This is a genomic window from Streptomyces colonosanans (genome assembly GCF_001866645.1).
Taxonomy (GTDB): domain Bacteria; phylum Actinomycetota; class Actinomycetes; order Streptomycetales; family Streptomycetaceae; genus Streptomyces; species Streptomyces colonosanans.
In genome coordinates this window covers 157,359-176,427 of the sequence record NZ_MLYP01000049.1, presented here as the reverse complement: position 1 = coordinate 176,427, position 19,069 = coordinate 157,359, and the positions used below count along the sequence as shown (strand labels likewise).

The window sequence follows — 19,069 nt, the reverse complement described above, 5'->3', positions numbered from 1 at the left end:
GCCCGGGCCCCACACCCCCGCCGGGTGCCCCGCCCGCCACCCATCCGGCCTACGCCACCCATCCGGCCTACGGCTACCCGCAGCAGCACCCCCAGCCCCCGGCGTTCGGCCCTCCGCCGGGCCCGGGAGGCTGGGGCGGCGGCGCTCCGGCCCCGGGCTACGGACCCGCCCTCGGCTCGACACCGTACGGAGCGCACCCCTATGGCGATCCGGTGCAGCAGGAACCCCGGCGCAGAAGCAGCCGCTCCACCGTCGCGCTGCTCGTCGCCGCCCTGGTCGTCGCGCTCGGCGCGGGCGGCTCGGTGTACGCGCTGATGCGCGGCGACGGGATCGGCGGGGGCGGCGGCGGCAGCCCTTCGCCCACCTCCGCCGCGCCCACGACCTCCGGTCCGGGTACGTCCGAGCCCTCAACCCCGGCCACCTCGGGCCCCGCCTCGCACTCGCCCGGCGCGAGCGCCGTCCCCGCGGCCTACCTCGGCACCTGGACCGCGGGCATCGACAACTCCACGGGGCACAGCACCCGTCGCCTGGTCATCCAGCAGGGCGAGGTCGGTGACACCGTGCTCTCCATGACGGCGGACGGTCCGACCGACCAGGGCACGTACCACTGTGTCTTCCAGGCGAAACTGGCCCAGCGGCCCACCGCCGACGGTCCGTTGGAGATCGGGCCGTCCACGGTCACGGTCGGTGAACCGGCGTCCTCCTGCACCCCGGGCGCGGCGACGGAACTGACGATCCTGCCGGACGGCCGCCTCAAGCGCCTGAACATGAGCGACGGCAAGTCCGTGACGTACACGAAGGGCGGCTGACACACAGTCGGGCGATATCGCCGACGACCGATCAGGCGGCCTTGGACGAACAGCTGACCTGGCGATCTCACCGCGGTGGTCACCGACCGCACGGGCACCCGGTCCCCGGCGGTCGTGCTATCGCGCTTCCGGCGGCCGCTGACGCGGCATGTTCGGCCGGGTCCCCGTGGGCGGCGTGAACCTCCCCGGCACGGTGCCCTCCGCCCGCGGCGCGGCCACTCCCACGGTCTGGACGCCCAGCGGCACCGACCCCGTGCGGAACTCCACCATCCAGTCCGCGGTCTCCGCCCGCACCAACTCCGTCACGTCCTCCGAGAACCGCCGCAGCACCGAAAGGCAGCGCTCCGCGGCCTCGCCCGCGGTCCCCTCCGCCGGCCCGAGCACCTCTCGCACGTTCTCCGCCGCCCAGTCGAACTGCAGCGCCTGCAGCCGCCGTTGCACGGCCTGTGCGGTCGCCACGTCCCTCACCCACCCGGATGTCACCCCGAAGAACCGGTCCGCGGCCACGCACGCCAACCCCAGCAGCAGCGACAGATACGCCCACGGCGCGGCCCCGTCCGTCACCCCGGTCACGTCGAGCAGCGGCAGCGCGGCCCCGCAGACCGCCCCGAGCGCCGCGCCCCCGCGCAGCACCTGTGCTCCCCGCCGCTTCCACACCCGGTCCGCGAGGTACCAGGCCGCCGTCTCCAGCGCCCGGTCCTCCACCCACCGGTACAGCTCGTCGAGCCGCTGTGCGGGCTCCCCCCAGTCGCCGTGCGGGAGCGGCCGCCCCAGGAGGTCGCCCGGCCGCAGCCCCGCCGCACCGTCGCCCCGCCCGCTCTGGGGCGGCCCCTCGGGCTGCATCTCCGGCTGACTCACCCGGCACTCCCTACGTACGGCAATGACGTTCCACGATGCACGCTCCGCAGGTGCGCGCGATACTCAGACTGCGCACGCTCCGCGCTCTCCTCGTGACGCCTGGTGCTGAAGCGCCGCACCCTTCCTACCGCCCAATGGGTGGTGAAAGCCCGGGTTTCACCGCATATCCGCTCGGAAGTGGGGTCTGGCCAGCTGCGGGAGGGTCAGCAAACTCACTCGAAAGAGTGCCGCCGCGGGCCCGGTCCGAGTCCGGACGGACTACCGCAGCGATCGTTCCGGTGACCACGTAGGCTCGTGCCAGGCGGTGAACCCCGCCCTGACAGCCCGGCGAAACCCTGACAGTCGTACGTACGAAACCAGGAGCTCATCGTGATTCCCGGTGGTGGCCAGCCCAATATGCAGCAGTTGCTCCAGCAGGCCCAGAAGATGCAGCAGGACCTCGCGAACGCCCAGGAGGAGTTGGCGCGGACCGAGGTCGACGGCCAGGCGGGCGGTGGTCTGGTGACGGCCACGGTCACCGGCGCCGGCGAGCTGCGCGCCCTTGTGATCGACCCGAAGGCGGTGGACCCGGAGGACACCGAGACCCTCGCCGACCTGGTCGTCGCGGCCGTCCAGGCGGCCAACGAGAACGCGCAGGCGCTCCAGCAGCAGAAGCTCGGCCCGCTGGCCCAGGGCCTCGGCGGCGGCATCCCCGGCCTGCCGTTCTGAGTCCACCCGGCCGTCCCTTCTAAGACGGGGGAGGGCCAACTACCGTACGTACCAAGAAACGAGCCCGGCTACGGTACGTACCGAAGCTCATTCGGGAAAGGCAGTCCGTTGTACGAAGGCGTGGTCCAGGACCTCATCGACGAACTGGGGCGACTGCCCGGCGTCGGTCCCAAGAGCGCGCAGCGGATCGCCTTCCACATCCTGCAGGCCGAACCGGCCGACGTCCGTCGTCTCGCCCAGGCCCTGCTGGAGGTCAAGGCGAAGGTCCGCTTCTGCGCGACCTGCGGGAACGTCGCGCAGGAGGAGCTGTGCGGCATCTGCCGGGACGCGCGCCGCGACCCGTCGGTGATCTGCGTGGTGGAGGAGCCGAAGGATGTGGTCGCGATCGAGCGCACCCGCGAGTTCCGCGGTCGCTATCACGTCCTGGGCGGCGCGATCAGCCCGATCGAGGGCGTGGGCCCGGACGACCTGCGCATCCGGGAACTGCTCGCGCGACTGGCCGACGGCACGGTCACCGAGCTGATCCTGGCCACCGACCCGAACCTGGAAGGCGAGGCCACGGCCACGTACCTGGCCCGCATGATCAAACCCATGGGCCTCAAGGTCACCCGCCTGGCCAGCGGCCTCCCAGTGGGCGGCGACCTGGAATACGCGGACGAGGTCACCCTCGGTCGCGCCTTCGAGGGGAGACGACTCCTAGATGTCTGACGCCACGCTGCACTCCACGACGCAGGACCCGAACGACTTCGCGGTGCAGATCGCCGACCAGATCGAGAGCTTCCTGGTCGCCGTCACGGAGGTCGCGAAGGGGGACGAGCCGGACTCCGCCATCCCCTTCCTCCTGCTGGAGGTCTCCCAGCTGCTCCTGGCGGGCGGCCGCCTCGGCGCGCACGAGGACATCGTGCCCGAGGAGCGCTACGAGCCGGACCCGGGCCCCGAGCCCGACGTGGACGAACTGCGCGAGCACCTCGCCACCATGCTGGAGCCGGTCGACGTCTACTCGGAGGTCTTCGACCCGTACGAGCCGCGCAAGGCCCCGGTCCCGGCCCGGATCTCCGACGACCTGGCGGACGTCATCACGGACCTGCGCCACGGCATGGTCCACTACCGTGCCGGCCGCACCACGGAGGCGCTGTGGTGGTGGCAGTTCTCGTACTTCTCCAACTGGGGCTCCACGGCGTCCGCGGCGCTCCGCGCCCTGCAGTCCGTGGTCGCGCACGTGCGGCTGAACCAGCCTCTGGAGGAGCTCGACGGCCTCGACACCGATCAGAGCCTCGGCGACGACACGCTCGCGGAGGAGGCGGGCCGGGTCATGGCACGGGAGATCGCGGGGCCGCTGGGAATGCGCTCGGTCAAGTGACGCCTCCCGTGGCCTGACGATCAGCCGGCGGATCCCGGCGGGCCGTCGCCTTCGGGGACCATCAGGCGGAACCCGATGCTCCGTACGGGTTCGATCGTGACCGCGCCCGCCAGCTTCCGGCGCAGCCGTGCCATGTACACGTCCAGCTCCTTCGTCGGGCCGTCCCAGTCCGTGTTCCAGACCTCCCTCAGGATCTGCCGGCGCGTCTTCACCACCCCGGGTGCCTCGGCCAGGCATGCGAGCAGGTCGTACTCCTTGAGCGAGAGCGCGACCTCCTCGCCGTCCACATGGACGCGGGCGGTCTCGCGGTCGATCGTCAGACGGGTGCCATGGCGCTCCGGGCCGTAGCCGGGCTGCCTGAGTGGGCGGGGCAGCCGCACCACCGCCCTGATCCGCGCGAGCACCTCGCTCACCTCGAACGGCTTCCACACGTGGTCGTCGGCGCCCAGTTCGAGGCTGAGCACCCGGGCCGCCCGGTCGCCGCGCGCGCACAGCACGATGACCGGCACGTGGCTGCGCTTCACCAGCTCCCTGAGCACGGCCGGGCCGTCGTTGCCCGGCAACCCGAGATCGAGGAGTACGAGGTCGTACGGGCCGGGGTGGGCCAGTGCCGCCGCACCCGTGGTGACCCATTCCACCCAGCCGCCCGGAAGTGCCCGCAGGAGCGATTCGGCAACCGGTTCGTCGTCTTCCACCAGGAGTAAGCGCACGGCCGCACTCTAATGCGGGAGACTTGAGGCCGAGATTTCTTTTGTGACGCACGGCACGTTTTCGCGTACCGAGCCCGAGCCGGGGCAGGCGCCGTGCGAAGCGGCCGGAGTCCCATGGCGGAACGGCGGTGAATCCGTCGTCCCCAGGCGGTGTGTCCGAAGAAAACCGGGGCGGCGCCGTCGTGAGCGGAATATCTCACCATGCGGTATCCCGGAAGGGGAATTCGGTCGCTCGATAGACTGAGCCGACCGCACTGCACATGCGCAGGTGCGGAAAGAGACGGACTGAGCGAGGAGCGCACGTGGGCCTTGTCGTGCAGAAGTACGGAGGTTCCTCCGTTGCCGATGCCGAGGGCATCAAGCGCGTCGCCAAGCGGATCGTGGAAGCGAAGAAGAACGGCAACGACGTTGTCGTGGTCGTTTCCGCGATGGGCGACACGACGGACGAGCTGATCGATCTCGCCGAGCAGGTTTCCCCGATCCCTGCCGGGCGCGAGCTCGACATGCTGCTGACCGCGGGAGAGCGGATCTCCATGGCGCTGCTGGCCATGGCGATCAAAAACCTGGGTCACAAGGCCCAGTCGTTCACCGGTAGCCAGGCAGGTGTCATCACCGACTCGGTCCACAACAAAGCCCGGATCATCGATGTCACGCCGGGCCGCATCCGGACGGCGCTGGACGAGGGCAACATCGCCATCGTCGCCGGTTTCCAGGGCGTCAGCCAGGACAAGAAGGACATCACCACGCTGGGGCGCGGCGGGTCCGACACCACGGCCGTCGCTCTCGCGGCCGCCCTCGACGCCGAGGTGTGCGAGATCTACACCGACGTCGACGGCGTGTTCACCGCCGACCCGCGCGTGGTGAAGAAGGCCCGGAAGATCGACTGGATTTCGTTCGAGGACATGCTCGAACTGGCCGCGTCCGGGTCCAAGGTGCTGCTCCACCGCTGTGTGGAGTACGCGCGCCGCTACAACATCCCGATCCACGTCCGCTCCTCCTTCAGCGGGCTGCAGGGCACGTGGGTCAGCAGCGAGCCGATTCAGCAAGGGGACAAGAAGGTGGAGCAGGCCATCATCTCCGGTGTCGCGCACGACACCTCCGAGGCCAAGATCACGGTCGTCGGCGTGCCGGACAAGCCGGGCGAGGCCGCCTCGATCTTCCGCGCCATCGCGGATGCCGAGATCAACATCGACATGGTCGTGCAGAACGTGTCGGCCGCGGCGACCGGTCTCACGGACATCTCCTTCACGCTTCCCAAGACCGAGGGGCGCAAGGGGATCGACGCCCTGAACAAGGCCAAGACCGCGATCGGTTTCGACTCGCTGCGCTACGACGACCAGATCGGCAAGATCTCGCTGGTCGGCGCGGGTATGAAGACGAACCCGGGTGTCACGGCGGCCTTCTTCGAGGCGCTGAGCGACGCAGGCGTGAACATCGAGCTGATCTCGACCTCCGAGATCCGTATCTCGGTGGTGACGCGCGCGGACGACGTTCCGGAGGCGGTCCGCGCCGTGCACACCGCGTTCGGCCTGGACTCCGCGAGCGACGAGGCCGTTGTCTACGGCGGCACCGGTCGATGACCGGCCTCCCGTCCTCAGGCACGGGTCGTACGGAGCGCCGATGACGGCGCGGGACGGGAAGCCGACGCTCGCGGTCGTGGGAGCGACCGGCGCGGTGGGCGCGGTCATGCTTCAGATCCTGTCCCAGCACGCGGACATCTGGGGCGAGATCCGTCTGATCGCCTCGCCGCGCTCGGCCGGCCGCAAGCTGGCCGTGCGCGGGGAGGAGGTCGAGGTCGTGGCGCTCGACGAGGAGGCACTCTCCGGCGTCGACGTCGCGATGTTCGACGTGCCGGACGAGATCGCCCGGCAGTGGGCGCCGGTCGCCGCCGCCAAGGGCGCGGTCGTGGTGGACAACTCGGGCGCGTTCCGGATGGACCCCGACGTCCCCCTCGTCGTTCCGGAAGTCAATCCGCATGCCGCCCGGGTGCGTCCGCGCGGCATCATCGCCACCCCCAACTGCACGACCCTCTCGATGATCGTGACCCTCGGCGCACTGCACGCCGAGTTCGGGCTGCGCGAGCTGTTCGTCTCCTCGTACCAGGCCGTCAGCGGCGCCGGACGCGCGGGCATCGACGCGCTGCGGCAGCAACTGTCGCTCGTCGCGGGCACGGAGCTGGGGACGAGCCCCGGTGACCTGCGGCGCGCGGTGGGCGACGACACGGGACCGTTCCCGGAGCCGGTCGCGCTGAACGTGGTGCCGTGGGCCGGGTCGCTGCGCGAGGACGGATGGTCCTCGGAGGAGATGAAGGTCCGCGACGAGTCCCGCAAGATCCTGGGCCTTCCGGAGTTGCCGGTGGCGGTCACCTGTGTGCGCGTGCCGGTGGTCACCGCGCACTCCCTCACGGTCCACGCCCGCTTCGAGGGCGAGGTCACGGTCGACCGCGCCCGCGAGATCATCGCCACCGCGCCCGGCGTCGTCCTCTTCGACAACCCGGCGGCGGGCGAATTCCCCACGCCCGCGGACGTGGTGGGCACGGACCCGACCTGGGTGGGCCGCGTACGCCGTGCCCTGGATGATCCGACAGCGCTCGAACTGTTCGTGTGCGGCGACAATCTGCGCAAGGGTGCGGCGTTGAACACGACGCAGGTCGCGGAGTCGGTTGCCCGGGACTTCGGAGCCTCGTAGGAGCCGTCCCTGAGGGGCCGTCCCAGAGGAGCCATGCCCCACGCCGTGTGGCCCCTGATGCCCCAGTGGCCGGGGAAAGCCTGGCTGTCGGCGGGCGTTTGTAGGATCTGTGAAAGTTCGACCGGGTCGATCCATGATCCGGACCACTTGAATGGACTCCCCTGGGTGTTCGAAGATTTGTTTCCCTCGCCCTGCAACCGCGCGCAGGGCGGGGGGCGTCTTCGCGGTCGCCCGTCGGGGCCGGGCGCCACCACATATGGGGCATAGGGGAAGAGCTTGCGCATGAGGGCACTTGACACACGGTCCGGTGTGCCGGGGGGCGGCGCATTTCTGGGCGTGCGGGCGGACATTCCGCCTGACACGAACGTGATGCCTGGCGCGTACAACCCTGTCGGGGGGAAACGTGTCCAACTGGCGTGGCAGAGGTACTCGAATTCACCGCGGTACGGCCGAGGGGCGTGGCTCCTCGGCAGTCCCGCCGCACCCGCATGCCCGGCGCGCCCGGCAGCATGCCGGTGATCGCCCCCATGCCCGCAGCGAGACCGGCCCGTATTCCGAGCCAGCGCGACGGCGCTGACGACGCGACGGCCGCCGGTACCACGGTCGACCATCTGACCGAGACCTACCGCACCCACTACCGCTCCCTTCTGGGCCTTGCGGCGCTCCTCCTCGATGACACCGCGTCCTGCGAGGACGTCGTCCAGGAGGCGTTCATCCGCGTCCATTCGGCGCGCAAGCGCGTCCGCGACCCGGAGAAGACGCTCGCGTACCTCCGCCAGACCGTCGTCAACCTTTCGCGTTCGGCGCTGCGCCGTCGCATACTCGGTCTGAAGCTGCTCTCCAAGCCCATGCCGGACATGGCGAGCGCTGAGGAGGGCGCCTACGACCAGTTGGAGCGCGACTCCCTGATCAGGGCGATGAAAGGCCTCCAGCGCCGCCAGCGTGAGGTCCTCGTGTTGCGCTACTTCGCCGACATGACCGAGGCTCAGGTGGCCGAGGCACTGGGGATATCGCTGGGATCGGTGAAGGCGTACGGCTCGCGCGGAATCGCGGCGCTCCGCAACGCCATGGGGGCGTCGGCATGAGCGGGGACGACGAACGGCGCGGCTCCTCCCCGGGCCGTGGCTTCCACGAACGACATGAGCCTTACGCGTGGCACGAGCCGACGGACCCGCCGGAGCCCCGCGAGGACCACCACGAGCAACATGCTGGGAACGGAACCGTGAACCACCGCCCCGAGGATCAGGGCCGGCCCGAAGCCGGACCGGAGCACGACGCGGCCTCCGCCGAAACCGACTCCCCTGGTGCGGGCCGCGGTGACCTTCCCGCGGGACGGGACCGGCTGGCCGCCGTACTCGGGGGGATCGGTACGGGCGGGACCCGTCCGGACTTCACGACGTCGCAGGCTCAGAGCGCCGATGACCCCGAAACGGCGCTCGATGGGCTCGGCTCGGACGAACGGGCGCTGCGGCGGATGCTGCACGAGGCGGTGCGCGACATCGAGCCGCGCGAGGGAGGCCTGCAGCATCTGCGTCGCGCGGTACCCGCCCGGCGGGCCCGCAAGCGGCAGGCCGTGATCGGCATGGCGGCCGCCGCGCTGTTCGTCGGCACGGCGATCCCGGCCGTCGTCCACGTCTCGAACGCCACCGGTTCCCACGCAGACCCGTCCATCGCCGGCCATGCCTCGCAGGCCCAGGGCGGCACCGGCCAGGGCAAGGGCCCGGACGGCGGCTCCAGCGGCCCGGCCGGCTCCTCCGGTACGACCAAGGACAAGAGCGAGGCCGACCCGAAGGGCAAGGAGGACACGGGCAAGGGCGCGAGCGAGGGGGCCACCGACGGGGCCCAGCCGACCGCCTCCGCGCAGAGCGCACCCGCGTGTACGGCGACCCAGCTCGGCGGGGCGACCGCGAGCGTGGGCGCCCCAAGCTCCACCGGAACGGTCTACGGCAGTTTCCGCGTCACCAACGTCTCGGCCACGAGCTGTACCGTCTCGGGCGTCGGCAGCGTGTCCACGGTCGCCCAGGACGGGGCGGACCCGGCCAAGATCAGCGTGCTGGCTCATGTCGCGGGCGACGCGGCCACGGAACTGCCCGAGCCGTCACAGGACGTCACCTCGCTGGTGCTGGGGCCCGGGGCGGCGTACGAGATCAAGTTCGCCTGGGTCCCCTCCGAGACCTGTCCCACCACTGGCGGCGGCGGGACAGGTGGCGGGACCGGCGGCGAGTCCCCGGACCCGAGCCCCACGGTCAGCAGCAGCGAGAGCAGCGGCACGAACACGCAGAGCGGCGATGTGACACCTCAGCTGGTGACGGGGGATGGCGTGACCGACGGCAGCGTGCTGGTCTCCCACACCCCCGCGACCGGCTCCGGGACCTCCTCCGCGACGATCCCCAACGCCTGCGCCGGGACCGTTTACCACACGGGGATCCTGACGGCATCCTGAACCGAGCGGCGGCTCGCCCGTGGTGTGCCGCCGGGTCAGGACGCGGTCGGTGCCTGGCTCTCCGCGCTCTTCCTGTGGTGTTCGGCCGAACCGTCGCTCCCAGAGGTGGCCGCCGCGCCGTCGGCCTCCGCCTCCTCCGTGACAAGCCCCAGTTCCGCGTCCCGGGCGTACTCCACCTCGCGGCGCAGCAGCCGGAACCACATGAAGACCGTGAACCCTCCGAAGACGAACCACTCGCCGGTGTAGCCGAGGTTCTGGAACGCCTTCAGGTCCAGCCCGGTCCCCTGAGGCGCCGTCGCCGGTACCGCCGTCATGCCGCTGTCGGCCTTGTCGAGGGTGACCCAGGCGTCATACACGTCGTACGACACCAGGTTCACCAGCGACGCCGAGCTGATCGCCGCGGTCTGGCCCGTCGGCAGGCCTCCGCCCGCGCCGCCGTTCGCCCCGGGGCTCTCCGATGCCTGCAGCGCGCCCGTGACGGTGACCTCGCCGGTCGGTGCGGCCGGGGCCTTCGCGGGGTCCGCGTCACCCGGCAGCCAGCCCCGGACGACAGGCAGCGCCTTGCCCGAGTCGGTCCGCAGCATGGTCAGCACATAGAACCCGCGCTTGCCGTCCAGCTCCCGGTCCGGCACGAGCAACTGCTTCGCGTACCGTCCGGTGGCCGTGGCCTGCATCCCGGACGTCTTCGCGTCCACCGGAAGCAGATTCTCCAGCGGCCGGGCCGCTTCCTTCTCGTGCGTCGCGGCCTGCTCGCCCGCCGTGCGGTGGGCCTGCACCCGGTCCTCGAACCGGCTCAGTTGCCACGACCCCATGTAGATGCAGAAGGGGATGGCCAGCAGCACGAAGACGTTGATCCCCCACCAGCGGGGCGTCAGCAGAAACCGGTACACGCCTTCAAAGGTACGGTGCCGCTGCCGTGGCCCGACCCGTGGGGCCCCGGCGTACGGGGCACATGCGCGCGCCCCGTACGCCGCACCGCGGCGGCCACCCCTCTCACCTGGGCAGATGCCGCTCGGCGAAGTCCAGCTCCAGCCGCACCTGCTTGATCCGTTCGTCGACCACCAGCGAGCCGTGCCCCGCGTCGTACCGGTACACCTCGTGCACCGCGTCCCGTGCCGCGAGCCGGTCCACATAGTTCTCGACCTGGCGGATCGGGCACCGGGGGTCGTTCACCCCCGCCGAGATATACACCGGGGCCTTCACCGCGTCGACGTAGGTGAGAGGCGACGACGCCTCGAACCGCTCCGGAACCTCCTCAGGCGTGCCCCCGAGCAGCGTCCGGTCCATGGCCTTCAGTGCCTCCATCTCGTCGTGGTACGCCGTGACGTAGTCCGCGACCGGTACCGCCGCGATCCCGATCGTCCACGCGTCCGGCTGCGTACCGAGCCCGAGGAGCGTCAGATAACCGCCCCACGAACCGCCCGTCAGGACGAGCCGCTCCGGGTCCGCGAGCCCGGACGACACCGCCCACTCCCGTACCGCCGCGATGTCCTCCAGCTCGATCAGCCCGACGCGGTGCTTGAGCGCGTCCGTCCACTCGCGCCCGTACCCCGTCGACCCTCGGTAGTTGATCCGCACCACCGCGTACCCGTGGTCCACCCAGGCCGCCGGGCCCGCCGCGAACGAGTCGCTGTCGTGCCAGGTCGGACCGCCATGGATGTCGAAGACCGTCGGCAGCGGGCCGCGTGCCCCGGCGGGCTTCTGCACCAGCGCGTGGATGCGGCCGCCCGGCCCCTGAACCCACACGTCCTCCACCGGCACCGAACCCGGCGACCTCATCCCGGGCGGATCCAGCACGACCCTGCCCGACGTCGACCGGACCACCGGCGGCTCGGCCGCCGACGACCACAGGTACTCCACGCTCCCGTCGGGCCGGGCCGTCGCCCCCGACACCGAGCCCAGCGGCGTCGGCACCCGCACCAGCTCACGCGTCGAAAGGTCGTAGCGGAACAGTTCGCTGCGCGCTTCGAAGCTGTGCACGACCAGCAGCGCGGACCCGTCCGGATACCACTCCGCGGCCACGTCACCCGGCAGCTCCAGCGCCAGGTCCGTCTCCTCGCCCGAGGCGACGTCCCACACCAGCGGCTCCCACCGGCCGCGCCGCTGGTGCCCGATCAGCAGCCGTGCGTCCCCGTCGACCGGAGCGAAGCCCAGCACCTCCAGGCCCAGCTCGACCGTGCCGCCCTTGGTGTCGTCCAGCTCCGCCACCGTCGAACCGTCCGGCCGCAGGACGCGCAGCGCCGAGTGCATCGCGTCGCCGTGCTCGGTGTGCTCGATCGCGATCAGCGAGCCGTCGTGCGAGAGGTCGCCCACCCCGGCCGACTCCCGGTGCCGGTAGATCTCCGCCGGGTCCTGACCGGCCCGCACCAGATGGATCGTCGACCCGTCCTGGTCGGTCGAGCGGCCCACGACGGCCGTCCGCCCGTCCCGCCCGATCGCGAGCCCCGCCGGATAGGACGCCTCAAGCCCGGGAGCCGCCGGCCCGTCGGCCCCAGTGGCATCGGGTCCGGTGGCACCGGCGCCGACGGGTGCGAACCGCTGGCGTCTCCAGATCCCGAACTCGTCCCCGTCCTTGTCGTCGAACCACCAGATCCACTCACCGTCCGGCGAGAGCACGCCGCCCGTCGTGCCGTTCGGCCGGTCCGTGACCTGGCGCTGCTCGCCCGTGGTGCGGTCCCACGCGTACAGCTCGTACGTCCCCGTCGCGTTGGAGACGAACAGCGAGCGGTGCGGCGCGTCCTCCGCCCAGTCCGGCAGTGACACTCGCGGCGCCCGGAAGCGCTTCTCCCAGTCCGGCATGTCCCCGGCGCGCTCGGGCGAGGGAGACCCGTTGCTCTCAGTCATGGACCCCATAGTGCCTGGCCGGGCCGACATTCCGCGGCGGAGGTCCCCAGTCTGTGGATAACTCGCCCGGTGAACGCCGTGACCGGGAACAGCCACAGGCCCTAAGCCGTCTCCCGGTGCCTGCGGCCCAGGAGCTCGGCGAGGCCGCGGCGCGTCGCAGCCAGGACCACCCGGTCCTCGGGGCGCAGGACGTAGTTCGAGGGCAGGTTCCAGATCAGACCCGAGGTTTGGTCGGGGGTGTCCGTCTCCTGGGCGGTCGCGGTGGTGTCCAGGGCGAGCACCCGCCACGCCCCCGCGCGGAACGCCTCCGCGACCGTCCGCCCCTCCAGCTGGGGATGCCCGGCCACGTCCACGGCGGCGAACAGCAGGACCCGCCGCTCCACCGGGATCGCCCCCAGGATCTGCCGCCCCAGCATGGCGCCGGCGAACGCGGGCGCGGCCAGGTGCGACACGCTGCGGCTGCGGGTCAGGGCGTCCGGGTGCGCGGCGCGCAGGGTGCGGTAGACGGCGGTCGCGAAGTCGTCGTCGTACAGACGCAGGACGACCCGGAGGTCGGGTCGCACGGAGCGCGCGTACAGAACGGCCTCCAGGTTCGTGCTGTCCGTGCTGGTCAACGCGAGCAGCGCGTGCGCCCGGTGGATCTTGGCGGCCTCCAGGACGCCTTCCTGTGTCACGTCCCCGAGCACGACGGGCACCCGCAGCCGCCGGGCCGTCGCCAGCCCGCGCGCCTCCGGATCCCCCTCCACGCACACCACGGGGATCTTCAGTTCCCGCAGCCGGGTCATGACCCGTGTGCCGATCTTGCCGACGCCCAGCAGCACCACGTGCCCGGACAGCCCGCGCGGCGGTCTGCGCAGCGTGGTGCCGCTGCGGAAGGTGCCGAGCGCCTCCAGCACGGCCGCGACCAGCACCGGCAGCAGCAGCAATCCGACCAGCCCGGACAGCAGTTGCAGGATCTGCCGTCCGATGGGCTCCCCGAGTGCGGGGTCGTCGATCGCGAACAGGTCGAGCAGCGTCAGATACACGGCGCGCAACGGAGGTTCGCCGGTGACCGCCATCGACGCGACCGCGAGCGCGACCACACAGCCCACGAGTCCCGCGAACGACCAGCGCAGCCGTCGCGACAGCAGCGAGCCGAGCGGTACGACACTGCGCGCGGCGGGCAGGGCGGGACCCGTGTACGAGACGGTCTCCAGGACGACGGTGCCGCGTCCGGTGGCCTCCCTGACCGCCCGTTCGTCGGGCAGGAGTTGCGGGCCCTGCTCGCCGCTGCCCTCGGAACCGTCGGCGCCGGCGGGGTCGCCGGCCGTCGCGGACAGCAGCGCCAGGGTGCACAGCCCGGGGTCGGCGATCTGGCCGGACCCGGGCGGCGGGCGTTCCACGGCCCGCAGCATCAGCTCGTCCGTCTGCACGACCTTGGTGGTACCGGCGACGGCGGTCGCGGCCAGCGCGGGCGCGGCCGTGTCGGCGTCGGACAGCACGGTCGTGGACGCGTCGAACGCGGCCGGGTCCCCACCGGGCCCGCCGGAGGCCAAGGCCGCCGCCTGGTCCAGGAGTTCCTCGATGTGCTGCCCCAGCCGCCGGTTGTAGAGCCGCAGAACGAGCCGCAGCCGCGGATTGAGGCGGCGGGCGGTCAGCGCGGCGCGGATGTTGGTCTCGTCGTCGTCATAGACGAGCGCCAGTGCCGTCGCCCGTTCCACACCGGCCTCGGAGAGGACCGCCTCGGACGCCTCGGTGGCCTCTATCACCCGTTCGGGGCCAGGACTTTCGGCGGTACGGCCGCCGCCTGCCGCGCTGGTGCGGGCGTCCGTTCCGGTGGCGTTGCCCGCCGCGCGGGTGACGGCGGCGGAGACCCGGTCGAGCAGCGCCGAGGCGCGGGCGCGGCCTACGACCGGCTGCCGGGCGCCCCGTTCGGCCGACGGGACGACAAGGGTCACCTGTTCGCGGTACACGCCGCGCAACTCGGCGGCCAGCCGGTGCGCGAGCCCGTCGTCCCCGCACACCACCATGTGCGCGACGGTGTCGCCCGACCCGTTCTGCTGCGGAAGCACTGCCACGGTGGCTAGGACTGCCTTCTGGTGACGGTGGTTCCACAGGAGTACGCGTGGCGAAGGCCGTGTGCACGCCCGACGGCCCCGGCACAGGCAGCCGTTGCGAGGCCCACGCCCGCTCGGCCGACGGTGGCGACGACGGCCGAGCGGGGCGAGGGCCCGCGAGCCATACTCGTTCGCGTCAGCCGTCCCCGCCCACGGTGAGTGTGAGGCGTACGCAGGCCGCCACACTCGAACAGTTCCCGAGGGGGTCATCATGCCTGTGGAGATTCCGCCCCTGGTCAGACCTTCGCGGCTCAGACGCCGAGGGGGCCTGGTCGGCGAATGCCTCGCGGAGTTCCTGGGGACGCTGGTCCTCGTCGCCTTCGGATGCGGCGTGGTGGCCACGGCGGTCGCCGCCCTGCCGGGATCGGGCCGGACCACGGGACCGACCACCTTCTTCCTCGGCGCGGGCGACTGGCTGCTGATCACCTGGGGCTGGGCCATGGCCGTGACCTTCGGCGTCTATGTCGCCGGCGGCGTCAGCGGCGCACACCTCAATCCGGCGATCACGCTCGCGTTCGCGGTGCGCCGCAAGTTCCCCTGGCCCAAGGTCCTTCCGTACATGGGCATGCAACTGCTCGGCGCGTTCGCCGGGGCCGCGCTGGTGTACGCGGTCTACCACGACGCGATCGACGCCTTCGACCACGCCGTGCAGGGGCCGAAGACGAACGGTCACACGCTCGCCTCCTTCTCGATCTTCGGGACGTTTCCCGCGCCGTACTTCCACGGCGGTGTCTGGGGCCCCCTCGTGGACCAGATCGTCGGCACGGCCTTCCTGGTCATGTTCGTGGTGGCGGTCATCGACCTGCGGAACACGGCGGTGAAGGCCAACCTGGGGCCGTTGGTGATCGGCTTCGTGGTCGCCGCCATCGGCATGTCGTACGGTGCCAACGCCGGGTACGCCATCAACCCGGCCCGCGACCTCGGCCCACGCCTGTTCACCTGGGCGGCGGGCTGGCGGGAACTCGCGATGCCCGGCACGCTCGCCGGTTCCTTCAGCAACTACTTCTGGATTCCCCTCGCCGGCCCCCTCGTCGGCGGTGTGATCGGGGTGCTGGTCTACGACCTGTTCATCGGCGATGTCCTGCACGTCCGGGCGCTGGACGCCGAACTCCCGCAGCCCGGTCTGACCCGGCCCGTGACGACCACGGACGAGGAGTGACCGCAGGACGCGTCACCCGGACGGCCCGCCGGAGCAGGACGGCGGCCTTGACGAGTGATGGCCGAAACCCACGGTGCGCAGAAGGAAAGTCTCTACAACTCCTCGGCAACGGCGACGGGTTCACCTAGGTTGGTGTCCCGATCTTCACCACTCGTCTGCAGGAGGCTCTCCCGTGTCGGACACCAATCCCCCGAGCAACGTCGGCAGGGAGCTGCGCGGCCGGATCGACACCTCCAAGCCGCACTCGGCCCGCTTCTGGAACTACTTCGTCGGCGGCAAGGACCACTACGAAGTCGACCGGGAGGTCGGGGACCAGATCAAGGAGATCTGCCCCGGCCTGGTCGACGTCGCCGTCACCAGCCGGCATTTCCTGGGTCGCGCCGTCCGCTATCTGGCCGGTGAGCAGGGCATCCGGCAGTTCCTGGACGTAGGCACCGGCCTGCCGACCGCCGACAACACACACGAGGTCGCACAGCGCGTGGCCCCGGACGCCCGGATCGTGTACGTCGACAACGACCCCATCGTGCTCGCCCACGCGCACGCCCTGCTCACGAGCACCCCCGAAGGCAGGACCGCCTATCTGGACGTCGACCTGTACGACCCCGAGGCCGTCCTGAAGGCCGCTGCGGGCACACTCGACTTCTCTCAGCCCGTCGCCCTGATGATCCTCAACACGCTCGGACATGTCGCCGACTACGACCAGGCGCGCGGACTGGTGCAGCGGCTCATGGCGGGTCTTCCCTCGGGAAGCCATCTGGTGATCTGTGACGCCACCGCCACCAGCGAGGAGATGATCGCCGCGTCGGAGGCGTACAACACGAGTGGCGCGGTGCCGTACTACGTGCGCGATGTCGAGGAGATCGCCGGCTACTTCGACGGGCTTTCCCTGGTGGACCCCGGCATCGTCCAGGTACCCGAGTGGCGTCCGGATTCCCGCGGTCCGGCCGACTCCGTCGGTGCCGTCGACGCCTACGGCGGGGTCGCACGCAAGCTCTAACGACCTGGGGAGCAATAGGGAGCGGGTGAAGGAGCGGCGTCCGGTGCGGTCGATCGCAAGGCGCCGGAAGGTCCTCGTAGCGGAGCTACTAGGACATTTCGGCAACGCCGTGAGCGGCCGTGCCGGACGCCGTGACGCCGCTCCCTCTTGCTCCCCAGGTCGTAAGGGCGCGGGACGCGGGTCGCGGGACCGGCTCGGTGCCGGCCGTGCCCGCGGGTCGGCTGCCGCCGCTACTGGGCCCGGGCGGCGAGGAGAGCGACGTCGTCGTGGTCGTCGGGGTGGCGCAGGCTGTGCAGCAGGAGGTCGCAGATCTCCTCGAGGGGGCGGTGGGGTTCGTCGAGGAGGTCGAGGAGGGCGTTCAGCCGCTCGTCGATGGGGTGGCTGCGGGTCTCGACGAGGCCGTCCGTGTAGAGGATCAACAGGTCGCCCGGGCAGAGGTCGGCGGTGGTGGTCTCGAAGACGGTGCCGCCGACGCCGAGCGGGGCCCCCGTGGGCAGGTCGAGCAGGACGGGGGCCCGACCGGGGCGGACCAGCGCGGGCGGCATGTGCCCGGCGTTGGCGATCCGGCACTGCCTGCGGTGGGGGTCGTACACCGTATAGACGCAGGTGACGATGTAGTGCTCCAGATCGCAGGTGATCTTGTCCAGGTGCCGGAGCACCGTGTCGGGGTCGAGGTCGAGGTCGGCGTAGGCACAGGTGGCGGTGCGCAGCCGGCCCATGGTGGCGGCGGCGTCGATGCCGTTGCCCATGACATCGCCGACGACCAGCGCGGTCTTGTCGTCGCCCAGCGGGATGACGTCGTACCAGTCGCCGCCGACCTCGCTGGTGGCCTGGGCGGGCTGGTAGCGGGAGGCGACCTCCAGGCCGGGGTGGCGCGGTGAGTGCTCGGGCAGCAGGCTGCGCTGAAGGGTGAGGGCGGTGTTGCGCATGCTCTGGTACCAGCGGGCGTTGTCGATGGCCACCGCGGCCCGGCCGGCCAGTTCGCAGGCCAGGACGACGTCGTCCGCGTCGAACGGGAGGGGGTTGGAGGTGCGCTTGAGGTCGAGGGCGCCGAGCACCTCGCCGTGGGCGATCAGCGGTACCGCGAGATAGGAGTGGACACCGGCACGGGCCAGGAGCGTGGTGGCCTCGGGGTCGCGGGCGATACGTCGTAGATCGTGGTCGTCCACGTGGCTCACCAGGACCGGTCTGCCGGTGTGGACGCACAGGGTGACCAGGCGGTCGTCGTCGTAGCTGGCGAGGTCACCGGGCTGGTCGGCGGCGCCGAGGGCCACGGTGGGACCGGCCGCCTTGAGGGCCATGGCGCGGAAGAGTTCCGGGCCGCTCGCGGGTGTTCCGGTGCGGCGGCAGGCGAGGGCGGAGTCGAGGATGTCCACGGCGACCACGTCGGCGAGTTCGGGGGTGGCGATATCGGCCAGTTCCCCGGCGGTCCGTTCCACCTCCAGGGTGGTGCCGACGCGGGTGGAGGCGTCGGCGACGAGGGCCAGCCGGCGCCGGGCCCGGTCGGCCTCGGCGGCTGCGCGGTGCCGCTCGGTCACGTCGACGACCGAGATGGCCGCGCCGAGGACCCGCCCGCCGGGGTCCTCCAGCCGGTAGAAGGAGGCGGACCAGGCGTGGTCGTGGTCGGGGTCGGCGGCGGTGCGGCCGACGTAGTACTGGTCGGTCACCGGGATGCCGGAAGCCATCACCTGGCGCAGGGAGGACTCGATGGTGTCGACGTCGAGGAGGGGCAGCGTCTCCCTCAGACGGCGGCCGATGTGCTCCTCGGCGGACAGGCCGTCGAAGCGTTCCAGCGCGGGATTGACCAGGAGGTAGCGCAGGTCGGGACCCATGAGGGCGAGGCCGATGGGGGACTGGTTGACCAGCCGTTCACACAGGGCCAGGTCGGTCTCGACGCGCTGGAGGGTGATGTGGTCGGCCGCGACGCCCAGGGCGTAGACGTCCCCGGCGTCGTTCAGCAGCCGCATGTTGCGGAACTCCACCAGACGGGTGCTGCCGTCCTTGTGCTGGATGGGAAAGGCGCCGGCCCAGCCCCGGCCGGTGTCCATCACCTCGGTGAACAGGCTCAGTACGGTCGGCAGGTGCTTCTGGTGGATCAGCAGCCGACCGGCGTGCTTGCCGAGGGCCTCTCCCGCGCTGTAGCCGAAGAGTTCCTCGGCCTGCGGGCTCCAGAAGACGATGCGCCCGCCGGAGTCCAGCACCACCGCGGCGATGCTCAGCACGTCCAGCAGGCCGGTGGGCCGGGGTGGCTCGGGGGCGAGCCGGTCGTCCTCGGCCTCGTCGAAGGATTCGGTTGTCATCCCAGAGCTCCCTTCGCCCGCCCAGCGCGACACGCAGCCCCGTGCCGGCGTCGCTCGACGTCCGGGTCGTGGAATCCGGTACCTCCGGTCCGGTACC

15 protein-coding genes and 1 pseudogene are annotated in these 19,069 nt (G+C 71.4%); 10 read left to right on the top strand and 6 right to left on the bottom strand.

The window, feature by feature from the left end; all coding sequences use genetic code 11:
- Positions 1-809: pseudogene (locus BIV24_RS34490) on the top strand (serine/threonine protein kinase); the annotation flags it as partial.
- Positions 810-926: 117 nt separating this feature from the next.
- Here the strand turns inward: BIV24_RS34490 and BIV24_RS19530 are convergent.
- Positions 927-1,667, bottom strand: coding sequence for an SLATT domain-containing protein (locus BIV24_RS19530; RefSeq protein WP_071367633.1), 741 nt, complete (start codon positions 1,665-1,667; stop codon positions 927-929).
- 369 nt (positions 1,668-2,036) lie between these two features.
- Here BIV24_RS19530 and BIV24_RS19525 point away from each other — a divergent pair, with 369 nt between their 5' ends.
- From BIV24_RS19525 to BIV24_RS19515, 3 genes are all read left to right on the top strand, one after another.
- Positions 2,037-2,375 carry a YbaB/EbfC family nucleoid-associated protein gene (locus BIV24_RS19525; protein ID WP_079168390.1) on the top strand — a complete coding sequence of 113 codons (339 nt, stop codon included), beginning with the start codon at positions 2,037-2,039 and terminating at the stop codon, positions 2,373-2,375.
- A 108-nt stretch (positions 2,376-2,483) separates the two neighbouring features.
- On the top strand, positions 2,484-3,083 hold the full coding sequence (recR, locus tag BIV24_RS19520) for a recombination mediator RecR (RefSeq protein WP_071367631.1): 600 nt from the start codon (positions 2,484-2,486) through the stop codon (positions 3,081-3,083).
- Positions 3,076-3,735, top strand: a complete 660-nt coding sequence (locus BIV24_RS19515) for a DUF5063 domain-containing protein (protein WP_071367630.1) — start codon at positions 3,076-3,078, stop codon at positions 3,733-3,735. Before recR ends, BIV24_RS19515 begins: the two co-directional genes overlap by 8 nt.
- Before the next feature lie 20 nt (positions 3,736-3,755).
- Here BIV24_RS19515 and BIV24_RS19510 read toward each other — a convergent pair whose 3' ends face one another.
- Entirely contained in the window at positions 3,756-4,445 is a 690-nt protein-coding gene (locus BIV24_RS19510; protein WP_071367629.1) for a response regulator transcription factor, read from the bottom strand.
- A 302-nt stretch (positions 4,446-4,747) separates the two neighbouring features.
- Between BIV24_RS19510 and BIV24_RS19505 the strand changes: the two genes are divergently transcribed.
- From BIV24_RS19505 to BIV24_RS19490, 4 genes are all read left to right on the top strand, one after another.
- The gene (locus tag BIV24_RS19505; RefSeq protein WP_071367628.1) at positions 4,748-6,025 is read left to right on the top strand and encodes an aspartate kinase; all 1,278 of its coding nucleotides are present in this window, start codon (positions 4,748-4,750) and stop codon (positions 6,023-6,025) included.
- Positions 6,026-6,065: 40 nt separating this feature from the next.
- Complete coding sequence (locus tag BIV24_RS19500; protein WP_071367627.1) at positions 6,066-7,133, top strand: aspartate-semialdehyde dehydrogenase; 1,068 nt, start codon at positions 6,066-6,068, stop codon at positions 7,131-7,133.
- 416 nt (positions 7,134-7,549) lie between these two features.
- Entirely contained in the window at positions 7,550-8,218 is a 669-nt protein-coding gene (locus BIV24_RS19495; protein ID WP_425442577.1) for a SigE family RNA polymerase sigma factor, read from the top strand.
- Positions 8,215-9,576, top strand: a complete 1,362-nt coding sequence (locus tag BIV24_RS19490; RefSeq protein ID WP_071367626.1) for a hypothetical protein — start codon at positions 8,215-8,217, stop codon at positions 9,574-9,576. Before BIV24_RS19495 ends, BIV24_RS19490 begins: the two co-directional genes overlap by 4 nt.
- 35 nt (positions 9,577-9,611) lie before the next feature.
- Here BIV24_RS19490 and BIV24_RS19485 read toward each other — a convergent pair whose 3' ends face one another.
- The 3 genes from BIV24_RS19485 to BIV24_RS19475 form a co-directional block, all read right to left on the bottom strand.
- Positions 9,612-10,466: an SURF1 family protein gene (locus tag BIV24_RS19485; protein ID WP_071367625.1), complete on the bottom strand. Its 855-nt coding sequence runs from the start codon at positions 10,464-10,466 to the stop codon at positions 9,612-9,614.
- 103 nt (positions 10,467-10,569) lie between these two features.
- A complete protein-coding gene (locus BIV24_RS19480; RefSeq protein WP_071367624.1) occupies positions 10,570-12,420 on the bottom strand; it encodes a S9 family peptidase in 1,851 nt (616 codons plus the stop codon).
- Positions 12,421-12,521: 101 nt separating this feature from the next.
- A complete protein-coding gene (locus tag BIV24_RS19475) occupies positions 12,522-14,429 on the bottom strand; it encodes an NAD-binding protein (RefSeq protein WP_071367653.1) in 1,908 nt (635 codons plus the stop codon).
- A 298-nt stretch (positions 14,430-14,727) separates the two neighbouring features.
- Between BIV24_RS19475 and BIV24_RS19470 the strand changes: the two genes are divergently transcribed.
- Both BIV24_RS19470 and BIV24_RS19465 read left to right on the top strand, forming a co-directional pair.
- Complete coding sequence (locus BIV24_RS19470; RefSeq protein WP_071367623.1) at positions 14,728-15,675, top strand: MIP/aquaporin family protein; 948 nt, start codon at positions 14,728-14,730, stop codon at positions 15,673-15,675.
- Between the two features lie 172 nt (positions 15,676-15,847).
- Entirely contained in the window at positions 15,848-16,672 is an 825-nt protein-coding gene (locus BIV24_RS19465) for an SAM-dependent methyltransferase (RefSeq protein WP_071367622.1), read from the top strand.
- A gap of 230 nt (positions 16,673-16,902) precedes the next feature.
- On the opposite strand, the gene BIV24_RS19460 is transcribed toward BIV24_RS19465, so the two are convergent.
- Complete coding sequence (locus tag BIV24_RS19460) at positions 16,903-18,972, bottom strand: SpoIIE family protein phosphatase (protein ID WP_071367621.1); 2,070 nt, start codon at positions 18,970-18,972, stop codon at positions 16,903-16,905.
- Positions 18,973-19,069 lie beyond the last annotated feature (97 nt).

Excerpts from the sequence above, each read along its gene's own strand:
- BIV24_RS19515 (WP_071367630.1), top strand. The coding sequence starts at position 3,076 with ATGTCTGACGCCACGCTGCACTCCACGACGCAGGACCCGAACGACTTC.
- BIV24_RS19500 (WP_071367627.1), top strand. The coding sequence starts at position 6,066 with ATGACGGCGCGGGACGGGAAGCCGACGCTCGCGGTCGTGGGAGCGACC.
- BIV24_RS19490 (WP_071367626.1), top strand. The coding sequence starts at position 8,215 with ATGAGCGGGGACGACGAACGGCGCGGCTCCTCCCCGGGCCGTGGCTTC.
- BIV24_RS19480 (WP_071367624.1), bottom strand. The coding sequence starts at position 12,420 with ATGACTGAGAGCAACGGGTCTCCCTCGCCCGAGCGCGCCGGGGACATG.
- BIV24_RS19475 (WP_071367653.1), bottom strand. The coding sequence starts at position 14,429 with ATGGTGGTGTGCGGGGACGACGGGCTCGCGCACCGGCTGGCCGCCGAG.
- BIV24_RS19470 (WP_071367623.1), top strand. The coding sequence starts at position 14,728 with ATGCCTGTGGAGATTCCGCCCCTGGTCAGACCTTCGCGGCTCAGACGC.
- BIV24_RS19460 (WP_071367621.1), bottom strand. The coding sequence starts at position 18,972 with ATGACAACCGAATCCTTCGACGAGGCCGAGGACGACCGGCTCGCCCCC.